The sequence below is a fragment of the Methylotenera sp. genome (assembly GCF_029945535.1).
Classification (GTDB): Bacteria; Pseudomonadota; Gammaproteobacteria; order Burkholderiales; family Methylophilaceae; genus Methylotenera.
The window spans coordinates 522722-543050 of record NZ_JAQSCU010000013.1 but is presented as its reverse complement, the minus strand read 5'-3'; the positions used below and the strand labels follow the sequence as shown (position 1 = coordinate 543050).

At 41.8% G+C, this 20329-nt stretch carries 15 protein-coding genes; 7 read left to right on the top strand and 8 right to left on the bottom strand.

The window, feature by feature from the left end:
* Positions 1–7: 7 nt before the first annotated feature.
* Positions 8–1288, bottom strand: a complete 1281-nt coding sequence (gene glgC, locus PSU72_RS10245; RefSeq protein WP_300432305.1) for a glucose-1-phosphate adenylyltransferase — start codon at positions 1286–1288, stop codon at positions 8–10.
* Between the two features lie 283 nt (positions 1289–1571).
* Here glgC and glgB point away from each other — a divergent pair, with 283 nt between their 5' ends.
* The 4 genes from glgB (at position 1572) to PSU72_RS10225 (ending at position 7692) form a co-directional block, all read left to right on the top strand.
* The gene (gene glgB / locus PSU72_RS10240) at positions 1572–3731 is read left to right on the top strand and encodes a 1,4-alpha-glucan branching protein GlgB (protein WP_300432530.1); all 2160 of its coding nucleotides are present in this window, start codon (positions 1572–1574) and stop codon (positions 3729–3731) included.
* A 35-nt stretch (positions 3732–3766) separates the two neighbouring features.
* A complete protein-coding gene (gene pgi / locus PSU72_RS10235; RefSeq protein WP_300432304.1) occupies positions 3767–5419 on the top strand; it encodes a glucose-6-phosphate isomerase in 1653 nt (550 codons plus the stop codon).
* Between the two features lie 115 nt (positions 5420–5534).
* Positions 5535–6347, top strand: coding sequence for a polyphosphate kinase 2 family protein (locus PSU72_RS10230; RefSeq protein ID WP_300432302.1), 813 nt, complete (start codon positions 5535–5537; stop codon positions 6345–6347).
* Between the two features lie 94 nt (positions 6348–6441).
* Positions 6442–7692, top strand: coding sequence for an OmpP1/FadL family transporter (locus PSU72_RS10225; RefSeq protein ID WP_300432301.1), 1251 nt, complete (start codon positions 6442–6444; stop codon positions 7690–7692).
* 82 nt (positions 7693–7774) lie between these two features.
* Here the strand turns inward: PSU72_RS10225 and PSU72_RS10220 are convergent, their stop codons facing one another.
* From PSU72_RS10220 to PSU72_RS10200, 5 genes are all read right to left on the bottom strand, one after another.
* A complete protein-coding gene (locus PSU72_RS10220; RefSeq protein ID WP_300432299.1) occupies positions 7775–9445 on the bottom strand; it encodes a diguanylate cyclase in 1671 nt (556 codons plus the stop codon).
* A 265-nt stretch (positions 9446–9710) separates the two neighbouring features.
* A complete protein-coding gene (locus PSU72_RS10215) occupies positions 9711–10694 on the bottom strand; it encodes a S49 family peptidase (protein WP_300432298.1) in 984 nt (327 codons plus the stop codon).
* A 32-nt stretch (positions 10695–10726) separates the two neighbouring features.
* Positions 10727–11080 (bottom strand): Rieske 2Fe-2S domain-containing protein, encoded by a 354-nt coding sequence (locus PSU72_RS10210; RefSeq protein WP_300432297.1) that lies wholly within the window; start codon positions 11078–11080, stop codon positions 10727–10729.
* An 18-nt stretch (positions 11081–11098) separates the two neighbouring features.
* Positions 11099–11755: an HAD-IA family hydrolase gene (locus tag PSU72_RS10205; RefSeq protein ID WP_300432296.1), complete on the bottom strand. Its 657-nt coding sequence runs from the start codon at positions 11753–11755 to the stop codon at positions 11099–11101.
* A 22-nt stretch (positions 11756–11777) separates the two neighbouring features.
* Complete coding sequence (locus PSU72_RS10200; protein WP_300432295.1) at positions 11778–12809, bottom strand: RluA family pseudouridine synthase; 1032 nt, start codon at positions 12807–12809, stop codon at positions 11778–11780.
* A gap of 667 nt (positions 12810–13476) precedes the next feature.
* Between PSU72_RS10200 and PSU72_RS10195 the strand changes: the two genes are divergently transcribed.
* Positions 13477–16173, top strand: a complete 2697-nt coding sequence (locus tag PSU72_RS10195) for an Rne/Rng family ribonuclease (RefSeq protein ID WP_300432294.1) — start codon at positions 13477–13479, stop codon at positions 16171–16173.
* A gap of 99 nt (positions 16174–16272) precedes the next feature.
* Here PSU72_RS10195 and crcB read toward each other — a convergent pair whose 3' ends face one another.
* Positions 16273–16656 (bottom strand): fluoride efflux transporter CrcB, encoded by a 384-nt coding sequence (gene crcB, locus PSU72_RS10190; protein WP_300432293.1) that lies wholly within the window; start codon positions 16654–16656, stop codon positions 16273–16275.
* Between the two features lie 56 nt (positions 16657–16712).
* Here crcB and glgA point away from each other — a divergent pair, with 56 nt between their 5' ends.
* Positions 16713–18197, top strand: coding sequence for a glycogen synthase GlgA (gene glgA, locus PSU72_RS10185; protein WP_300432292.1), 1485 nt, complete (start codon positions 16713–16715; stop codon positions 18195–18197).
* Between the two features lie 141 nt (positions 18198–18338).
* On the opposite strand, the gene orn is transcribed toward glgA, so the two are convergent.
* The gene (gene orn / locus PSU72_RS10180; protein WP_300432528.1) at positions 18339–18899 is read right to left on the bottom strand and encodes an oligoribonuclease; all 561 of its coding nucleotides are present in this window, start codon (positions 18897–18899) and stop codon (positions 18339–18341) included.
* 156 nt (positions 18900–19055) lie between these two features.
* On the opposite strand from orn, the gene PSU72_RS10175 reads away from it, so the two are divergent.
* Positions 19056–20318 (top strand): M48 family metallopeptidase, encoded by a 1263-nt coding sequence (locus PSU72_RS10175; protein WP_300432291.1) that lies wholly within the window; start codon positions 19056–19058, stop codon positions 20316–20318.
* The last annotated feature ends 11 nt before the right edge of the window (positions 20319–20329 follow it).

Below are 20329 nucleotides of genomic sequence, written 5' to 3'. Positions count from 1 at the left end.
ACTTACATTAAATTACCCTGTACAGATCTTGTCCTAACATGTCTGGCGTCACAAGCGTGATGCCTTTTTCAGACACATAAAAACGTTTAGCGTCTAAAGCCAAGTCTACGCCTATCTGCATACCTTCAGGGATGCTACAACCACGATCTATCACTACATTTTTAAGTATCACATTGCGATGAATAGTCACTTTTGGCAAAATAACTGCGCCTTCAATGTCACAATAGCTATGCACTCGAACATCAGAAAACAGCACCGAGTTAGTGACACTTGAACCGCTAATTAAGCACCCGCCTGATACCAATGAGTCTGTTGCCTTGCCTGTTCTACCTTCGTCGTTAAACACAAACTTAGCGGGTGGTAATTGCTCCAGTGATGTCCAAATCGGCCATTCTCTATCGTACAAATTAAGCTCTGGAATCACTCGCGTTAATTCCATGTTTGCTTCCCAATAAGCATCAATCGTACCAACATCGCGCCAGTAGTAGTTACCATTCTGAGCACCTACACAGCTTTCAGTAAAGCGATGCGCTTGGATTTTATATTTTTTGATGATGTACGGAATGATATCACCGCCAAAATCGTGGGTAGATTTTGGATCACCTGCGTCGCGAATGAGCTGTTCATACAAGAATTTAGCATTAAATACATAGATACCCATACTCGCAAAAGCTTTAGTAGCATCGCCAGGCATATGCTTAGGGTTGGCTGGTTTTTCTGCAAACTCAATGACGCGATCAGTAGCATCTACCGCCAATACACCAAATCCTTTGGCATCTTCTAGCGAAACGTTGATGCACGCCACCGTCATATCAGCATTACTTTTCACGTGGGTCGCCAACATTTTGCCGTAATCCATTTTATAAATATGGTCACCAGCTAAAATCAAAATGTACTCGCCACCACTCTCACGCAACAAATCTATGTTCTGATATACAGCATCTGCTGTGCCCTTATACCACTCATCTGAAATGCGTTGCTGTGCTGGGATGATATTAACGTACTCATTAAACTCACCACGTAAGAATCCCCAGCCGCGCTGAAGATGTTGAATTAAACTTTGGGATTTGTATTGCGTAGCAACGTTAATACGGCGAATACCAGAGTTGATGCAGTTGGATAGTGGAAAGTCGATAATTCGGAACTTGCCACCGAATTGGACTGCAGGCTTTGCGCGCCAATCAGTTAAGTTTTTTAAGCGGCTACCTCGCCCACCAGCAAGAATAATAGCAGCGGTATTTTTGGTTAATGTACTAATAAAACGGTCTGAATGCTGATCTTGCGGCATAGCGCCCTCCTGAAGTTTAATTAATCATTTACTTAACTAGCCGGGCTCACTAGTTTAATTTTTTGTTCTTACAGTGTTCGTTTACATTATAATCAGCTTAAAGCACTATAATCTAGCTAAAACACTAGCAATCTAGCAAATATTATTAAATATATTTTTTAGAAAAATTGAGGGGAAATGTATCTTGGATAAATCTGAAGCGACTCCAGTTGATTCAACAACCAAAGTAGCCGCAAAAACAAGCGCTAAAGCCAAGTCAGCTTCAAACGCAAATTCAGACTCTTTGAAACTGATTTTAAAAGCAAAACATCACGATCCATTTAGCTTTTTAGGTTTACACGCTGTTGAAAACGCTTATATCTATCGTGCATTTTTGCCGAATGCTTCTGAAGTTTGGGTTAAAAATTCTAGGACGTGGACTAAGCTCAATAAAACACATACTGATGGTTTATTTGAAGTAAACATCGATACTGCCCTCAAAACACCCTGCCTACTTAAAGTAAGTACCGGTGACAGCGAGTACGAAACCTATGACCCCTACACATTTGCCTCAAGTTTAACGCAAGACGAACTTTATTTATTTGGTGAAGGCCGTTTGTTACAAGGCTACAAGACGCTTGGCGCGCAGTGTATGTCTCAAAGTAAAATTGAAGGCGTACGTTTTGCAGTTTGGGCACCCAATGCTGAACGCGTTAGCGTAATTGGCAGCTTTAACAATTGGGATGGAAGAGTACACTCAATGCGCGCGCATGGTTCTAGCGGCGTTTGGGATATTTTCATTCCCCATTTAACAACGAATGACACTTACAAATTTGAAATTCGCAATCGCCACACGGGTCACATTTTAGCTAAAACCGACCCCTACGGTTTTGAATTTGAGCCACGGCCTAGCACTGCTGCAAGAATCAATACGAGTCAACATCAATGGCAAGATAAAAACTGGTTGGATGCACGCCAAAAACGTGACTGGCTTCATGCACCATTCAACTGTTATGAAGTGCATCTCGGTTCATGGCAGCGCAACGAACAAGGTCACTTTTTAACGTATCGTGAACTCGCAACCAAACTAGTACCTTACGTTACAGAAATGGGCTATACACACGTTGAATTAATGCCTATTTCAGAACATCCTCTTACTGAATCTTGGGGTTACCAAACAACAGGCTACTTTGGCGTGACTAACAGATTTGGCTCACCTGATGATTTACGCTTTTTGATAGATGCATTTCATCAAGCCAATATCGGCGTAATTTTAGATTGGGTGCCAGGTCATTTCCCAAAAGACGACTGGGCATTAGCACGGTTCGATGGCACGGCATTATATGAACATGAGGATCCTCGTCTAGGTGAACACCAAGATTGGGGAACGCTGATTTTCAATTATGGTCGCAATGAAGTGCGCAACTTCTTGATGTCTAATGCCTATTTCTGGCTATCTGAATTTCATATCGATGGTTTACGTGTAGATGCTGTAGCCTCTATGCTTTACCTTGATTACTCACGCAAAGCAGGCGAATGGCTGCCAAATAAATTTGGTGGTCGAGAAAACCTAGATGTTATCGACTTCCTAAAACAACTCAATGTCATGGTAGGTGAAGATTTTGCTGGCGTTCTAACTATCGCTGAAGAATCTACCGCATGGCCTGGCGTATCTCGCCCAGTGTACTTAGGTGGTTTGGGCTTCAACATGAAATGGAATATGGGTTGGATGAATGACACCCTTTCATATATTGAGCATGACCCAGTACACAGACGTTATTATCACGACATGCTGACTTTCGGTCAGCTATATGCCTATTCAGAGAATTTTGTACTGCCCTTCTCGCATGATGAAGTCGTACATGGCAAACATTCGCTTTTAGACAAAATGCCTGGAGATGCGTGGCAAAAATTTGCCAATCTTCGCCTGTTGATGACTTATCAAATGACCACCCCAGGGAAAAAACTTAATTTCATGGGCAATGAATTTGGCCAAGGGCGTGAGTGGAACGTGAACAGCAGCCTTGATTGGCATCTGTTAGACAAAGACTATGAAGGTCATCAATGGCATCAAGGTGTTAAACAGGCCGCAACCGATTTAAACAGAATTTATAAAAACCTTAATGCGTTGCATGCGCTTGATTTTGAAGTGCAAGGGTTTGAATGGATAGACTGCCATGATAGCGATCAATCAATAGTTAGCTATATTCGACGCGGTTTAGACAATAGTTTTGTTATAATAGTGCTGAATTTTACACCTGTGTTGCGAAATGCATATCGCATTGGCGTGCCGCAAGCAGGCAATTATCATGAAATTTTTAACAGTGACGCTGGTTGCTATGGCGGTAGCAATCAAGGTAATGGCTCTGGTCTGCATACAGAAAATGTTGCTTGGATGAACCACCACCAATCACTTGTCATCACATTGCCACCTTTAGCAGGTATCGTTTTACAATTAAACTAATTTTTTCAACATCAAACTTAAAGTAATTTTACAAAATGGCTGCATTAACGACACTACCAGTATGGCAAAAACTCTGCCTACATCAACAATCAATTGCTTCAACACATATGCGCGATTTATTTGCAAACGATGCGAGTCGTTTTGATAAATACAGCCTTAAGTTTACCGATATATTGTTTGATTTCTCCAAACACCGCATCAATGAAGAAACGCTACCTTTGCTGATGCAATTAGCACGCGAAGCAAATATTGAGAACTGGCGTGATCGAATGTTTGCTGGTGAAAAAATCAATATCACAGAAAATCGCGCGGTGCTACATACCGCACTTCGTAACCGTAGCAATACGCCGGTGTTAGTTGATGGTAAAGACGTAATGCCTGAAGTTAACGCTGTGCTCGCGCAAATGCGTCAATTTTCTGACAAAGTACGCAATGGCACATGGTTAGGATACACAGGTAAGCGTATCACTGACATTGTGAATATCGGTATTGGCGGTTCTGACCTAGGTCCAGTAATGGTCTGCGATGCGCTTAAACCATACGCGAGCCCAGACTTGCAAGTGCACTTTGTATCAAATATTGATGGTGCTCATTTAATGCGCGCTTTGGAAAAATGTAATCCTGAAACCACGCTATTTATTGTGGCTTCAAAAACATTCACTACCCAAGAAACCATGACCAATGCTATGTCAGCGCGCACTTGGTTCTTAGCAGCAGCGCAAGATAATGCACATGTAGCAAAACACTTTGTTGCCCTGTCTACTAATGCAAAAGCGGTACAAGAGTTTGGTATCGATATTGCCAATATGTTTGCATTCTGGGATTGGGTGGGCGGTCGCTATTCATTGTGGTCTGCTATCGGCTTATCAATCGCCTTGTATGTTGGCATGGATAATTTTGAAGCACTGCTAACAGGTGCGCATGAAATGGATAACCACTTCAGAACTGCGCCTTTAGAACAAAACCTGCCTGTCATTATGGCGCTTATTGGTGTCTGGTATAACAATTTCTTCCATGTAGATACCAACGCAATACTACCTTACGACCAAGGTATGGCTCGCTTTCCAGCATATTTACAGCAAGCTGACATGGAAAGTAACGGTAAGTTTATTTGCCGTGATGGTAGTCGTGTGAAATACAAAACCGGCCCGGTTATTTGGGGTGAAGCTGGTACAAATGGTCAGCATGCATTTTATCAACTCATTCATCAAGGCACTCAAATTGTGCCATGTGACTTTTTGATGCCAGTACATAGCCATTATGCGATTGGTAAGCATGGTTACGCCCATCACAAGATTCTTCTGGCTAACTTCTTAGCGCAAACACAATCGTTAATGCTAGGAAAAACATCTGAAGAAGCACGTGTTGAGCTTGAAAAACAAGGTATGAGTGGTGAAGCGCTAGAAAAACTATTGCCGCACAAAGTGTTTGAAGGCAACCGCCCTAGCACCTCGATTATGTTTGATAAACTCACGCCAAATACACTAGGCAAACTGATTGCGTTGTATGAGCACAAAATATTCGTGCAAGGTATGATTTGGGACATCAATAGCTACGATCAATGGGGCGTAGAGTACGGCAAACAAATCGCGCAAGAGATTCTGCCTTTATTAACTAACGAAGATAAAATCAGCAGCTTTGATAGCTCTACAAATGGTTTAATTAATTACACCAAAGCACGTAAATAATCACAATTGCTTTACGGCGTATCTTGAAATAAAAAGCCCAACTAATCACTTAGCTGGGCTTTTTTACATATAGAATCAATGATGTTTGATTTGCAAAACTTTAGAAAGCTTCTTAATGGCAAACTTTGATCAATATCGCGTTAGCTCAAAAAAGTTCTCGCTCAAAAACCACAATCCAAACGATAAAAGTGAGCGTTCAAAAACTAAAGAGCAAGACTCAATTGAACTCACGCGACTTGCCACTGAAATAAACGCCTTACAAGATATTTTGCATGCTGAAGGTAAACGCAAAATTTTGCTGATATTGCAAGGTATGGATGCTAGTGGTAAAGATGGTACGGTACGCCATGTATTTAGTGAATGTGACCCACTAGGCATACGTTTAGCAAGTTTCAAAACGCCAAGTAGTGAAGAGCTTGCACATGATTATTTATGGCGTGTACACCAAGTCGCGCCTAAAGCAGGAGAATTGGTTATTTTCAATCGCAGCCATTATGAAGACGTGTTGATCGTAAAAGTACACGACTGGATTGACGATGCTGAATGCGAGCGTCGCTACGCACATATCAACGACTTTGAGCGTTTACTTGCAGAAACTGGCACCACCATTATTAAATGTTTTTTAAATATTTCTAAAGAAGAGCAAAAAGCCCGCATGCAAGAACGACTCGCGGATCCGAGCAAAACGTGGAAATTCAACCCAGGTGATTTAAAAGAACGTGAACTTTGGCCACAATACATGCAAGCCTATGAACAAGCGATTAAAGCAACATCCACAGAGTATGCCCCGTGGTATGTAATACCAGCCGACTCCAAAACCAATCGCAACCTGCTGATTTCTAGGCTCTTACTCGATGCACTTAAAAATATGAAGTTAAAGTATCCACCAGTACCTGCAGATTACAAAAATATTGTCGTTAAAGATTAAAGCAAAGTAGAGCAATGCTATTTAGTAAGAGAAATAAGCACATTGATATAAAAAAACACGCATAGCGTTACAAAATTAGGAAAATAACAATAAGATGAAACGCTTCAATATTAGCGCATTGATACTTTGTGGGCTCTCTATTACAACTCAAAGTAACGCTACAAATGGCATCAATTTAATTGGCTACGGCGCAGAGTCAACCCTCATGGGTGGTGCTGATACTGCTGTTGCACGTGACACCAGCGCGTTAAACACCAACCCAGCAGGCTTGGCGCAAATCAAAGGCAAGCTGTTTGATGGTTATGGATCATTGCTACGCACCACCGATTTGGCGCACAAAGATACGTTAAACGACCAGCAAGCGGATAATCGTTACGTCTTACTTGCAGGCGGCGGTTACGCGCAACAATTAGAAAGCTTGCCCTGTACAGCTGGAATTGGATTTTTCTCGCAAGGTGGCGCAGGTGCAGTGTATAAGCACATCAAAACACCATTTGGTACTGATGACGAAATGAGCTCACTGTTTGGTATTGCAAAAGTGACGCCAGGGCTTGGCTGCCAAGTGACTGACAATCTTTCGATTGGCGGCTCAGTTAGCTTAATTTACGCCAGCATTGAGCAAAAGTTCTTTTACGATACACCCCCTGCACCAGGTTTTGCGGGCTTTGAAAATAAAGGTGCAGACACCATCCGCTTCGGCTTTAAGCTAGGCGCTCAATATAAGTTGAACGAGCAATGGGCGCTGGGTGCAAGCTATACAGAAAAAACTGAATTACCGCTCACTGGAGGCACAGCTAAATTTAACTTTGGCACGCTTGGCATTGTTAAATATAACGAGCTTAGCATTAAAGGATTTGCGCTACCGCGCGAGGTAGCGATTGGTGCCGCCTTTAAACCTAATGCAGATTTATTACTCTCAGCCAAGCTCAATTGGATTAACTGGGCAGACGCTATTAACGATGTAACGACTAAGTGGAGCGACACCTCAAGCACTTTTGCGCCAGCCGTGATGGTGGATGTCAGACCGCAAGACTGGCACAACCAAATAGTGTATGCGCTAGGTGCAGCCTATACTTACAATGACAAAACCACTTTATATGCGGGCTACAACCATGGCAAAAATCCAGTGCCAAAGAATAATTCTAGCGCCTTGCTCGCTGCTACTTTAGAAGACCACATTACGCTGGGCTTCGCCCGAAAACTAGATGAAACCTGGAAACTCACCAGTGGCATTGAGTTTTTATTGCCTAAAAAAGTAACTTACGACAGCCCGTTATTCGGCAACAATGCTGAAGTACGCAACGAGGGATTTTTTATTCATTTCATGCTGAGCAAACAGTGGTAAAACGAGATAGAGCTTTTTTATAAAGTATTTATTACATCTACATTCGTTGGCATTTATAAAGATGTTGTCGCAGGGCGCCTCGCTATTGTGATCGATTAAATTGAAACAGTGCCCGTATGTTTTCTCTCTCAAGTTTGCGCAATCGTTTACTTTCATACATGCGCTCATCAGAAAGACGCATAAGGTTAGCAATACTCTCAGCCTCGTAGCTATAAGCAGAACCTGCACTGGCACCTGCAAATTCGAACCCGGTGGCTTTCATAGTTTCTAGCGCTTCGTCTAGCGCACTTTCTATCCGAAGTATTTCACCATCGTGACTTAGCACTGCAAACTCATCACCACCAATACGATATAACTTAAGCGTGTCGCCAAGACTATTTTGATAGCAATGGGCAAAACGCATTAACAATTCATCGCCGCGCTCGTGTCCATAAGTATCGTTATAAAATTTTAAGCCATCTAAATCAATAATAGACAGGCTGCCATACACAGGCAAGTGCACTACCTCTTTGGTTAAAGCATGACGATTTGGCAAGTTAGTTAGAGCATCAGTGTATGCAGTTTTAAAGCTCGCATCGCGCTCTTCCAGCGCTTTCTGTTTATCTGAATGCAGATCTGAAAATTGGAATGAAAGCACAAGCGCCAGTAAAATAACCTCAATAGCTACGCTGACTAAACCAATATGCTCGATATAATAGGTAAATTCGCTATTAATTTTACTGAGGCTGATAGCCACCAAACCCGATATAAAAAAGATACTAATAGCAACTAAATAGCGCTTTGCAGTGGCATTTTTATTAAGGGTTTGTGTGATGGCCGCAATCAAGCCGTAACTTAAAAACAATGCAACGCCATAGCGACAAAGCTCTAACGCCCAATTAGGATAACCAATTGCCAAACCTAAAAATAACGACATGATTGCAATGAGGCTAACACCCGCCCAATACAAGCGTTTGTGTATGTTCTTTTTAATTTCTAACAAGTGCATCACAAAAAGTACATAGGCAATATTTGATAGCAGCACAGGCATGGATACTAAATAAATAGAATGGATACCTAAAATGTCCGAAAAAACCAACAGCGACGCACAATTAAAGATGAAATTACCTAGAATAAAACTAGCGTACATCGCCTCTGCCCAGCGATTGCGGCTTGTCGCCAAGGTTGCGTAATAAATACCTAAGCCAAAAAATATGCCCAAACCAAACAAAGTAATGGCATTACCCAATTTAATTGCAACTTGATAATGTGCCCTATCATCAATATATGGCTCTGGAATCGCTAAAAAATTAGCCGAAATAAGCTCAGTCGCCAAGGTGTAATGCCCAGGTGCTAAGGTTATATCGCGTCCATGTCTTAAAAAATAAGGATTACTATCGGTGTTTTCAATGCCGCCTTCCAAGGTATGTATCAGTTGGTTTTTATCGTTAAATACCTGATGCCTGAATTTGCCTATAGTGCTGGTATTTTTAAAATCCAGCACGTACTCATCATGTTTTGTGATATCAATTGAAGCGATATAAAGATAATGTCCACCCGTAAGGCCAACGCCATCAACTACAGTCCCTGTTGACTTTAAAGGATTATCAAGGAAATCCGCCTTGTTATTATCAGCTGAATAAGGATGAATTAATTGCCAAGTACCATGAAGATGCTCTGGTTTTGCGTACGCAGATTGAATGCTGAATTGAATAGCTACAAGGCAAGTAACTAAGGTTATTATAAAATTGATGAGGGTGCGCAACTTGACCATAAACACTTTAATATTCAATTATCTTTGAGTAGCGAACCAAAACAACTATAAAGCAAAATATTCAAGCTGTATACTAAATAAGCTCATATTAAAACTTGCTTGAATCCAGCATTGGCGCCAAGCAAGAGTAGAATAAGGTCTTACGGGTACTGGCTTTTAGCTGTAGCTAATAAGCTTTTTTGATAGATAAATCATGTAAGTGTGAATTAATTCACACTTACATGACATTCGAACGTAATAGATTATACGTCTACAAAACCACTATTTATCGCAGTTGTATGCCTTTTGTCAGCACATCAACTCCAACTGCTTTTGCCATACTTGCACCTATGCGTTTAGCGATGCGGCTTGTAAAGTCTTCCTGAGAGGTAAAGTCTACTATCTTTTCTTCTTTGATGACGTCTCTAGCAACATAATCTGCACTACCAAGTGCATCAGCTAGCCCCATTTTAATACTTTCTTCGCCGCTCCAGAATAGCCCACTAAAGGTTTCTGGTGTTTCTTTTAAACGACTCCCACGACCTTGACGCACTACTGTTTTAAATTGCTCATGGATTTCATTTAACATAGCCTGCGCTAAAGCTTGATGTTTTGGATTTACTGGTGAGAATGGATCTAACATCGCTTTGTTTTCACCAGCCGTCAACAAGCGGCGCTCAACGCCTACTTTTTTCATGACTTCCGTAAAACCATAACCATCCATCAATACGCCAATTGAGCCGACTATACTGGCTTTATCCACATAAATCTTATCAGCCGCCGCCGCAATGTAATAACCGCCAGATGCACAAATATCTTCAACTACCGCATAAACAGGTATTTTAGGATGCAATTTCTTTTGGCGTTTAATTTCATCATTAATAATGCCGGCTTGTACTGGGCTGCCACCTGGGCTGTTGATACGTAAAATAATACCTTTAGTATTTTTATCGTCATAAGCATCGTGCAGGCTACTCATAAACGAATCAGCGTTCACTGCACCACCCGCTTCAATCACACCAGCCACTTCAATCAACGCGGTATGTGAGCCAGTGCTAGTCTTTCCGCCACCAAACCAACCCATCGCTAAAAATAGGATGATAAATAGATATGCAAACGTGAGCCCTTTGAAAAAGATACTCCAGCGTCGCGCTGTTCTTTGCTCAGTCAACGCAGAACCAGCAAGCTTTTCAATCGCATCGCGCTGCCATTTTGTATCGTCTGATTTTGAGTTGTTAATTGGTGTATTTTGTTGACTATCTTCTGACATTATTAGCTTTCCTTAGCGTTTCTAAATGAATACTACTTAATTGAATCTAGATTGATTGATATTTCTTGATTTTGTTCAGTCACTTGTATTGCTTTTAAGCTTTTACCTTTACAAGGCCCCATTACACAAAAGCCATTATCTGGTCGATAGTGCGCGCCATGCGTAGAGCAAATTAAATAGTCTTTTTGTGTTGTGAAAAAATCACCCTCATTCCAGTCTAATTCTATTGGCACATGCGCACATTGGTTAACGTAAGCATAAGGCTTTCCGTGAAAACGCACGACAAACCCTGTGGCAAACTCACCTAACATAGGTAGAGGAAATCTGATGCCCTTAGCACCTTCTTCGAGCACTTCACTTTTTAAAATAACAGTATTTTGTGTCATATCTCTTGCATCATAATATTAAGCGTGCTCTAGCAACCATGAACTCAAACCAGCAAAGTCAGAAAACTGCTGCACAGGGTTAAGATGCTGCCATTGCTCGGCAGCTTGAGCACCATAAGTCACACCTACAGAGCTTACCCCTGCATTTTGCGCCATTTGCAAATCATAACTAGTATCGCCAATCATCAACGTACGCTCAGGCATGACGACTAAATATTCCATTAACTCATCTAACATTTGTGGATGTGGTTTAGAAAAACATTCATCAACAGTTCGTGTGGAATGAAAGTACCTACCTAAACCGCTATGCTCTAACGCTAGATTAAGTCCTCGTCGACCTTTACCCGTAGCTACCGCCAACTTAAAACCACGCTTATGAAGTGTTTTAATGGTATCAGCCGCGCCAATAAATAAAGGGATTTCACTTTCACCGGCATAGTAGTTTGTCGTGTACTGCGTTGCGAGCGCTTGTGCTTGTTCAGCTGGAATATCGCCATACAAGGTCTGAATAGATTCACGCAAACCAAGCCCTATAATATTACTTGCGGTTTGCGGTGTTAGCGCTGGCAGCCCTACTTGTTCTGCCGCCTTTAAAAGTGCATCGGTAATCATTCCTGTAGAATCGGCTAAAGTACCATCCCAATCCCACACAATTAAATCAAACTGCTTTGTCATTCAAACTTACTCTTTCTCACATTTAAGACTCTAATTTTATTAAAAATTTATTTAACTCAAGCGGTAAAGGCGCTATTAGCTCAAGTTTATCGTTTGTCAAAGGATGGCGAATTTTTGTGACAGATGAATGTAAAAACATACGTTTTAAGCCACTTTTCACTAATGACTTATTCACCGCAAAATCGCCATATTTATCATCGCCCACAATCTGAAATCCCAAATGCGCCAATTGAACTCGCAACTGATGCGTACGCCCAGTCACCAACTGCGCCTCAAGCAAGCTGAATTTACCTAGCACTGGATGACTGAAATTCTTTAACAACTTGAATAGGGTTTCAGAAGTTTGGCGTTCATTATATTTGTCTTTTGAAACATCGGTGACTACGTTCACACGACGCTCGCCATTTGGTAATAGGTATTTCTGCAAATCTAATACCACACGCTTTTTCGCTTCTAGCCATTCACCGCGAACCAGCATTAAATAGCGCTTATCTGTTTGGTTGTTACGAATCGCCTCATGCAAAGCAACTAGCGCACTACGTTTTTTAGCCAGCATCAACACGCCAGAAGTTTCACGGTCTAATCTGTGCACCAACTCCAAGAACTTGGCTTTCGGACGCTCTAAACGCATCTGCTCAATGACACCGCGACTCACCCCGCTGCCACCGTGCACTGCAAAGCCTGCTGGTTTATCAATCACCAACATCGCATCATCTTCAAAAATAATGGTGTTTTCAAATTTAGATACCGCAGGTACGGCTGTCTCAACATGCTCAACTATAGTTGCTCTTATTGGTGGAACTCTAACGACATCACCGATTGTTAAGCGAAAATCGGCATCAATACGTTTTTTGTTGACGCGCACTTCGCCACTGCGCAAAATTCTATAGACATGGCTTTTTGGTACGCCTTTGAGGGTTTTGGTCAAAAAATTATCAACGCGCTGACCTTCGCTAGCCTCGTCCACCGTGAGAAAAGCTGCAGCTAATTCACTTACCTTATTTTTTAACTTGTCAATACTATGCTGCTGATTTTGTGGTGTTATATTGTTCATACTTTGCTTAAATGTTTGTAGTAGCCTATACTTACACGATTATCAATTAAGGTTAAAATTAACTGATAATAAAGAATACTCTCAATTACTTAGAAAAGCGCTTTATAAAAACGCAAGCTTATGTAATTAAAAGTAAAACAGACACTTGGTTAACGCCGCTCGCCATATTATAAAGTAGCAGCAAGTAAAATAGCGCTCAAGCCGCCGCAGACAAATAAACATAAAGCGCGACTTAAGGGAAAAGTTAAATTTAGCAATTTGCTAAATTTGCATTTACTGAAGACAGAATTTTAACGAATTTAAGCCTCAACAGGCGTAAATTTCAATAATTAGTTTAATTTAACGAACAATAAACCAGTTTTAATTTGATTTATTCAATTAAAACAAGCCATTAAAAAATGAGGTTAACTCTGCAAACTTACCGAGGTAAGTCGCACACTTAACCATACTTTTAAGCTATAGCTTTAAGTATCATTTCTTGAAAGCTTTTAAGAGCATATCGACACTTGTCACATGTTCTGAATTTAAATCGTTAAATTTCACATTTGCGCAATGCGCCTTCAGTATCTCGGCCAGCATCTCTGGCACTTCACCTTAATTAGCCTTCAATATCAATTGCTTACTCATAAGCATTGAGTCTGCCACCTGAGCCTAACAGGAGCAAACAATGAAACGCATGTTATTTAATGCAACGCAATCTGAAGAGTTACGCGTTGCGATTGTAGATGGTCAAAAACTTATCGATTTAGATATCGAACACGCTGGTAAAGAGCAACGTAAAAGCAATATTTACAAAGGTGTTATCACGCGTATCGAACCATCACTAGAAGCGGCCTTTGTCGATTACGGTATGGATAGACACGGCTTTTTACCATTCAAAGAAGTAGCGCGCAGCTACTATAAAGAAGGCGCAGATGGCAAATCGCGCATTCAAGATGCATTAAAAGAAGGTCAAGAACTTATCGTTCAAGTTGATAAAGACGAGCGCGGCAACAAAGGTGCTGCGCTGACAACGTTTATCTCGCTTGCTGGCCGTTACTTAGTATTAATGCCAAACAACCCACGTGGCGGTGGTGTTTCACGCCGCATCGAAGGTGAAGACCGTGACGAACTGCGTGATGTATTAGCGCAATTAGAAGTACCAAAAGGCATGAGCATTATCGCGCGTACTGCTGGTATTGGTCGCAACGCTGAAGAGTTACAGTGGGATTTAAATTACCTTACGCAATTATGGACAGCCATTGATGGCGCGTCTGCTATGCAAGCGGGTGCTTATCTAATCTACCAAGAAGGCAGCTTAGTCATTCGCGCGATTCGTGATTACTTTAGCTCTGACATTGGTGAAATCTTGATTGATACACCAGACATTCACGAACAAGCTGTGCAGTTTATGAACCACGTGATGCCAGGCAATGTGAATCGTGTAAAACTTTATCAAGATGAAATTCCACTGTTCACGCGTTTCCAAATTGAACATCAAATTGAATCTGCTTTTGCACGCGAAGTGCGCTTGCCTTCAGGTGGCGCAATTGTGATTGACCACACGGAAGCTTTGGTTTCCGTTGATGTGAACTCAGGCCGTGCAACACGCGGTAGTGATATTGAACATACTGCGTTCAACACCAATATTGAAGCGGCTGAAGAAGTTGCTCGCCAATTACGTTTACGTGACTTAGGCGGCTTGGTTGTGATTGACTTTATCGATATGGAAAGCCAACGCAATCAGCGTGAAGTTGAAAACGCTTTACGTGATGCCTTACATGTTGACCGTGCACGTGTGCAAACAGGTAAAATTTCACGTTTTGGTTTACTAGAACTGTCACGCCAACGCTTACGTCCTAGCTTGGGTGAAACTAACCATATACCTTGTCCACGTTGTAGCGGCACGGGCCATATCCGTGGTATTGAATCAACTGCATTGCACATTTTGCGTATTACGCAAGAAGATGCAATGAAAGAAAACAGCGCTATTATTCAGGTGCAATTACCTGTTGAAGTGGCTACATTCTTACTCAACGAAAAACGTGCTGACATCCATAAAATTGAACAACGCATGGGCGTAGAAGTGGTGTTGATTCCGAACATTCACCTTGAAACACCTAACTACAATATCGTGCGTATCAAGCATGATGATGTGAATGAAGAAACGAATCGTGCAAGTTACAAGCTAGTGGAAATGCCAGCGGAAACGACATTCATTCCAACTGCAGAAGAAACTGCTAAAGCGGTAAGACCAGTTGCGGCAGTTAAAGGTATTACGCCTGCAGCACCTGCGCCGATTGTGGTTGAAAAAGAAGCTGAAGTTGTTGCAGCGCCTAAACTGTCATTATTTGCAAAAATTAAAAACTTCTTTGTTTCTACGCCTACAGCAGTAGAAACACCTAAAACTGAAGCTGAAAAAGCAGAAGATACACGTCGCGAAAACAATCGCAACAATCGCAACCGTAACAATCGTAATCGTAACGAGCGTAATCGTGGTGACCGTCCAGAGAAAGACGTGAATCGTGCTAATCGCCCGAACGAAAATACGCGTCCTGCTGATGCTAAGCCACAAGAACCACGCCAACAAAAACCTCAGCAAGCTAAAAACGAGCAAGCGCGTCCTGATCAGAACCGCAATGACAAACCACGCAATAATAATCAGCCTGCTAATGTTACGCCTGAAGCCGCTGCAAACAATGCACCAGCTGCTAATGCTAATGTAACAACTGAGCAAACTGCTGAGCGCACTGGCAGTCGTCGTAATCGCAATAATCGCCGTGGTCGTCGTGACCGTGATGATTCAGCGCCACGTGATGCTAATCGTCCGTTCGTTCCAAATGAGGAAATGAGCGCTGATCAGCCAAATGTGAATACTGAAGTGACAATCACGACTGCAAATAATACTGTTGAACAGGCGCAAGCTAAACCAGCAGAGCAAGCAAAACCAAAAGCGCAGGAAACAATTGTTTCTGTTGAAAATTCTACGAGCGAGAGCACTACACCAGTTGTAGAAACTAAAGCGAACGAAGCACCTAAAGCAAACAACAAGAAACCTAAAGCAGCTAAAGCACCAGTGGTGAAAACTGAAGCTACTAACGAAGTGGCTGGCGAAGTTGCACCTACTGCGGCGGCAGAAGCCGCTCCAGCAAAAGCTGACAACAAACGTCCTGCTCGCCCACGAAAAGCAAAAGCTGAGGCGAAGCCAGTAGATTTAGCTGCAGCAGGTTTACAATTGGTAGAAACGAAAACAGATGCGCCAAAAGCAGCACCAGTTGAAGAAGTTAAACCAAAGGCACCACGCAAAGCTGCAAATTGGCAGAAAAATGCTACCGCTGATGCAAGCGCAGAACCTTTAGTAATGGTGGAAACACAAAATAAGTAGCGTTGAAATTTCATTAAAGTGAAAGCCTAGCAACAAAAAAGCCCTGATTGTTCAGGGCTTTTTTGTTTTGGCTTTGAACACTCTGATTATTGATGCATATTAGCTTCGTATGATTTGCACTGTATATAAACCTAAACCCGTCATGGCTAGCGAACCCAACACATGAACTAATATATGCGTTGTCGCCCAACCATATTGCCCTCTAGTCAACATAGTCACGGCTTCAGATGAAAAAGTAGAAAATGTTGTCAAACCGCCTAGTAAGCCAGTCACCAAGAAAAGTCTAACTTCTGGCGCTAATGTTGATGTAAGTACAGAAACTCCCATGAATAAACCAATAAGATAACCGCCTACCAGATTTGCCACTAACGTACCTAATGGTAATGCTGGAAAACTTGTATTCAACATCACACTTAAGCCCCAACGCATCCACGCGCCAATGGCAGCACCAGTACCAACCGCTAAAAATCCGTTAAATCCCATGCTCACCTCTGAAACAATGTTATAGCCATTAATTTATACAATATAATAATGCATCAATGTCATTATGCAGAAAGTTTATTTTGCGCGTTTTATTCGTCACATCTGAAGTATTCCCTTTAATAAAAACTGGCGGCTTAGCCGACGTAAGCGGCTCACTACCCTCCGCATTGCAGAATCTAAGCGTTGATGTACGCATTTTGGTACCAGGTTACCCCTCAGTTTTAAAGCAGCTAGATGACTTACATCACCTCGCTACGCTGAAAAATTTACCTGTCATTGAAAATGCCGAACTCATGATGGGAACAATCTTAGACACTGATATGAAAGTAATGGTGATAAAAGCAGCAGGTTTATATGAGCGCGATGGTGGCCCTTATGTAGACGCGACTGGGCAGGAGTGGCTAGATAACCCAGTACGCTTTGGCATATTATCGAAAGCTGCTGCAATAATTAGTGGCCCAAACAGCCCTATTCCAGAGTGGCAACCTGACATTGTGCATTGCAACGACTGGCAAACTGGCTTAACGCCAGCCTACATGAAGCTGGTAGAGCATACTACTGCAAAGTCTATTATCAGCCTACACAATATGGCATTTCAAGGCTGCTACGCACCAGGCTGGCTTACAACCTTAGCCTTACCTCACGGTAATTTTGCCGTGGAAGGCTTTGAATATCATGGCCAGTTATCTTTCTTAAAAGCAGGCATTTTTTATGCGGATGCCATTACAACAGTTAGCCCGAGCTATGCAAAAGAAATTCAAACAGCAGAGTTCGGTTTCGGTTTGGAAGGCTTACTCAGCAAGCGCAGCAATGAACTGAAAGGTATTCTAAACGGCATTGAAACAGATGAATGGAACCCAGAAACAGATTTTCATCTCACCAAAACTTACAGCGCCAGTAAATTAGCGGGTAAAAAAGAAGTTAAAAATGCTTTGCAGCAAAGACTTGGGCTTCAAATTGATGCAAATGCACCATTATTAGGCGTAGTAAGTCGCCTAACACATCAAAAAGGCTTAGATATGCTAGTGCCTATCGTTCAGAAGTTGGTGGACTCTGGTTGCCAATTAGCCTTGTTGGGAAGCGGTGAAAGCTCGCTTGAAAATGCCTTTCGTCATCTCGCAAATGACAACCCTAATAAAGTTAGTGTCACCATTGGTTATAACGAGCAGTTATCACATCAAATTATGGCTGGATGCGATATGTTCATCATGCCTTCACGCTTTGAACCTTGCGGGCTAAATCAGCTGTACGGGCTGGCATACGGTACGCCGCCTATTGTTAACGCGACTGGAGGATTAGCAGACTCAGTGGTTGATACAAACATCATCACGTTTAAAAACAAAACGGCGAATGGTTTTGTGATGAGTGAAGCAAGCCCTGCCAGCTTGTTAAGCTGTATTAAACAGGCTTTAAATGTATTCAATAACGATACAAAAGCATGGCAACAAATTCAAAAGAACGGCATGCAACAGAATTTAAGCTGGGATAAAAGCGCTTTAGAATATTTAGCTGAGTATAAAAAGCTGCTTAAAAGTGAATAAAATATAGTTAAATTAAACGAGGCGGGAAACTTGGCATACTAAATGCTTTACTAATACTAAGCTTCTCCAAAGCTAGTTTCTCCTCCCTCTAGGGCGTCTTAACAGACGCCCTCTTTTTTTTGCCTAAGTGCTTCCCAGTGATTACTTAACGATAAAGTGCTCACGATAATATTTCAGTTCATCAATAGACTCGTAAATGTCTGCCAATGCCTCGTGTTTACTGGCTTTCTTGAATCCTGAATAGATTTCTGGTTTCCAACGGCGTGCGAGCTCTTTAAATACACTCACGTCCAAATTGCGGTAGTGGAAATAGCTCTCCAAGTCTGGCATATAGCGCGCCATAAAGCGTCTGTCCTGACAAATTGAGTTGCCGCACATAGGTGATTTATTAGCTGGTACGAATTGCTTTAAAAACGCGATCATTTGCACTGTCGCTTCAGCTTCATCTAAAGTGGAAGCTTTCACTTTTTCAATTAACCCAGAACGCCCGTGTGCGCCCTTATTCCATGCATCCATACCGTCTAAAACTGCATCACTTTGATGAATTACAAACACAGGCGACTCGCCTAATACATTCAAGTCCGCATCGGTAACAACCGCCGCGAGCTCTAAAATACGATCTGAATCTGGCAATAAGCCACTCATTTCCATATCTAGCCAAATTAAATTATTCTGATTGGTGCTACTAGTTATTTCGGCCATCATGATTTCCATTAAAATTTAAGTTATTAAGCAAACTTGATGAACTAACATCAGGAAAATGCTTCACAATACCAATATATTAACTTATTTAACTTAACGATTACACTTATCAAAGTATCAATTACAGTTACTCAACAATTAGAGATAATAAAACACATGCCTTTTGCACCAACATTAATTCTTACCTACACTTTCGTTAGCTTACTCGTAGCCACGACTCTAGTTCGCATCTGGCTTGCGCGCAGACACGTTACACACGTACAAGCCAATCGCAACCAAGTGCCAGCGGCCTTTAAAGATAGTATTGCTCTTGATGCTCATCAGAAAGCCGCAGATTACTCAACAGCTAAAACAAAATTGGTTATTATCGAAACCGTAGTGCAAGCTTTGTTGCTAGCAGCCCTAACTCTAGGTGGTGGCTTACAGTGGATTGACGACATTTGGCACAACATGCTTCCAACGCAAGAAATTATTCGTGGTGCATTAGTCATTTGTAGCGCAATGCTAGTAAGTAGTGCGATTGACTTGCCTTTTGAATATTACAAAACATTTGTTGTCGATGAAACGTTCGGCTTTAACAAAATGACACCTGCCATGTTTTTTAGTGACCTTATTAAACATAGCTTGGTTGGTCTCGCACTAGGCGCACCTATTCTATTTGCTGCTTTGTGGCTGATGCAAGGCGCTGGTCAATATTGGTGGCTATACCTATGGGTGATCTGGAGTGTGTTTAATCTTGTGATGTTGGCGGTATACCCAACATTTATTGCGCCGCTATTCAATAAATTCTCCCCATTAAAAGATGAGAATCTAAAACAGCGTATTGAAACCTTACTCACAAAATGTGGTTTTAAATCACAAGGCCTGTTTGTGATGGATGGATCATCACGCAGTAGCCATGGCAACGCCTATTTTACTGGCTTCGGCGCGTCAAAACGTGTTGTGTTTTTCGACACCTTACTTGAAAGATTGAATGTAGATGAAATCGAAGCTGTCCTTGCGCATGAACTAGGTCACTTTAAGCACCATCATGTGATTAAACGCATTGTAATGTTATTTTCTATAAGCTTTTTAGGCTTGGCTTTATTAGGTTGGTTAATCAATCAACCATGGTTCTATACAGGCTTAGGCGTAACGCAAATTAGTAATTACATGGCGTTAATTCTATTTTTGTTGGTATCGCCCATCTTTTTGTTTTTACTACGCCCGATGATGGCTAGCTATTCCCGTAAAAATGAATTTGAGGCAGATGACTATGCTGCTAATCATGCTAGCGCAAAAGACCTAGTCAAAGCACTGGTTAAGCTTTACCGCGATAACGCCTCTACGCTCACGCCAGATCCGTTACATTCAGCTTTTTATGACTCTCATCCACCGGCTAGCATTAGAATTTCTAAATTAGCAGCGTATACTAGCTGAACGTAAGGTAA

What these genes read in the sequence shown, in the direction of transcription:
- glgC (WP_300432305.1), bottom strand. Translation starts at nt 1,288, where the DNA reads ATGCCGCAAGATCAGCATTCAGACCGTTTTATTAGTACATTAACCAAA.
- pgi (WP_300432304.1), top strand. Translation starts at nt 3,767, where the DNA reads ATGGCTGCATTAACGACACTACCAGTATGGCAAAAACTCTGCCTACAT.
- PSU72_RS10230 (WP_300432302.1), top strand. Translation starts at nt 5,535, where the DNA reads ATGGCAAACTTTGATCAATATCGCGTTAGCTCAAAAAAGTTCTCGCTC.
- PSU72_RS10225 (WP_300432301.1), top strand. Translation starts at nt 6,442, where the DNA reads ATGAAACGCTTCAATATTAGCGCATTGATACTTTGTGGGCTCTCTATT.
- PSU72_RS10220 (WP_300432299.1), bottom strand. Translation starts at nt 9,445, where the DNA reads ATGGTCAAGTTGCGCACCCTCATCAATTTTATAATAACCTTAGTTACT.
- PSU72_RS10215 (WP_300432298.1), bottom strand. Translation starts at nt 10,694, where the DNA reads ATGTCAGAAGATAGTCAACAAAATACACCAATTAACAACTCAAAATCA.
- PSU72_RS10210 (WP_300432297.1), bottom strand. Translation starts at nt 11,080, where the DNA reads ATGACACAAAATACTGTTATTTTAAAAAGTGAAGTGCTCGAAGAAGGT.
- PSU72_RS10205 (WP_300432296.1), bottom strand. Translation starts at nt 11,755, where the DNA reads ATGACAAAGCAGTTTGATTTAATTGTGTGGGATTGGGATGGTACTTTA.
- PSU72_RS10200 (WP_300432295.1), bottom strand. Translation starts at nt 12,809, where the DNA reads ATGAACAATATAACACCACAAAATCAGCAGCATAGTATTGACAAGTTA.
- PSU72_RS10195 (WP_300432294.1), top strand. Translation starts at nt 13,477, where the DNA reads ATGAAACGCATGTTATTTAATGCAACGCAATCTGAAGAGTTACGCGTT.
- crcB (WP_300432293.1), bottom strand. Translation starts at nt 16,656, where the DNA reads ATGGGATTTAACGGATTTTTAGCGGTTGGTACTGGTGCTGCCATTGGC.
- glgA (WP_300432292.1), top strand. Translation starts at nt 16,713, where the DNA reads ATGTCATTATGCAGAAAGTTTATTTTGCGCGTTTTATTCGTCACATCT.
- orn (WP_300432528.1), bottom strand. Translation starts at nt 18,899, where the DNA reads ATGGCCGAAATAACTAGTAGCACCAATCAGAATAATTTAATTTGGCTA.
- PSU72_RS10175 (WP_300432291.1), top strand. Translation starts at nt 19,056, where the DNA reads ATGCCTTTTGCACCAACATTAATTCTTACCTACACTTTCGTTAGCTTA.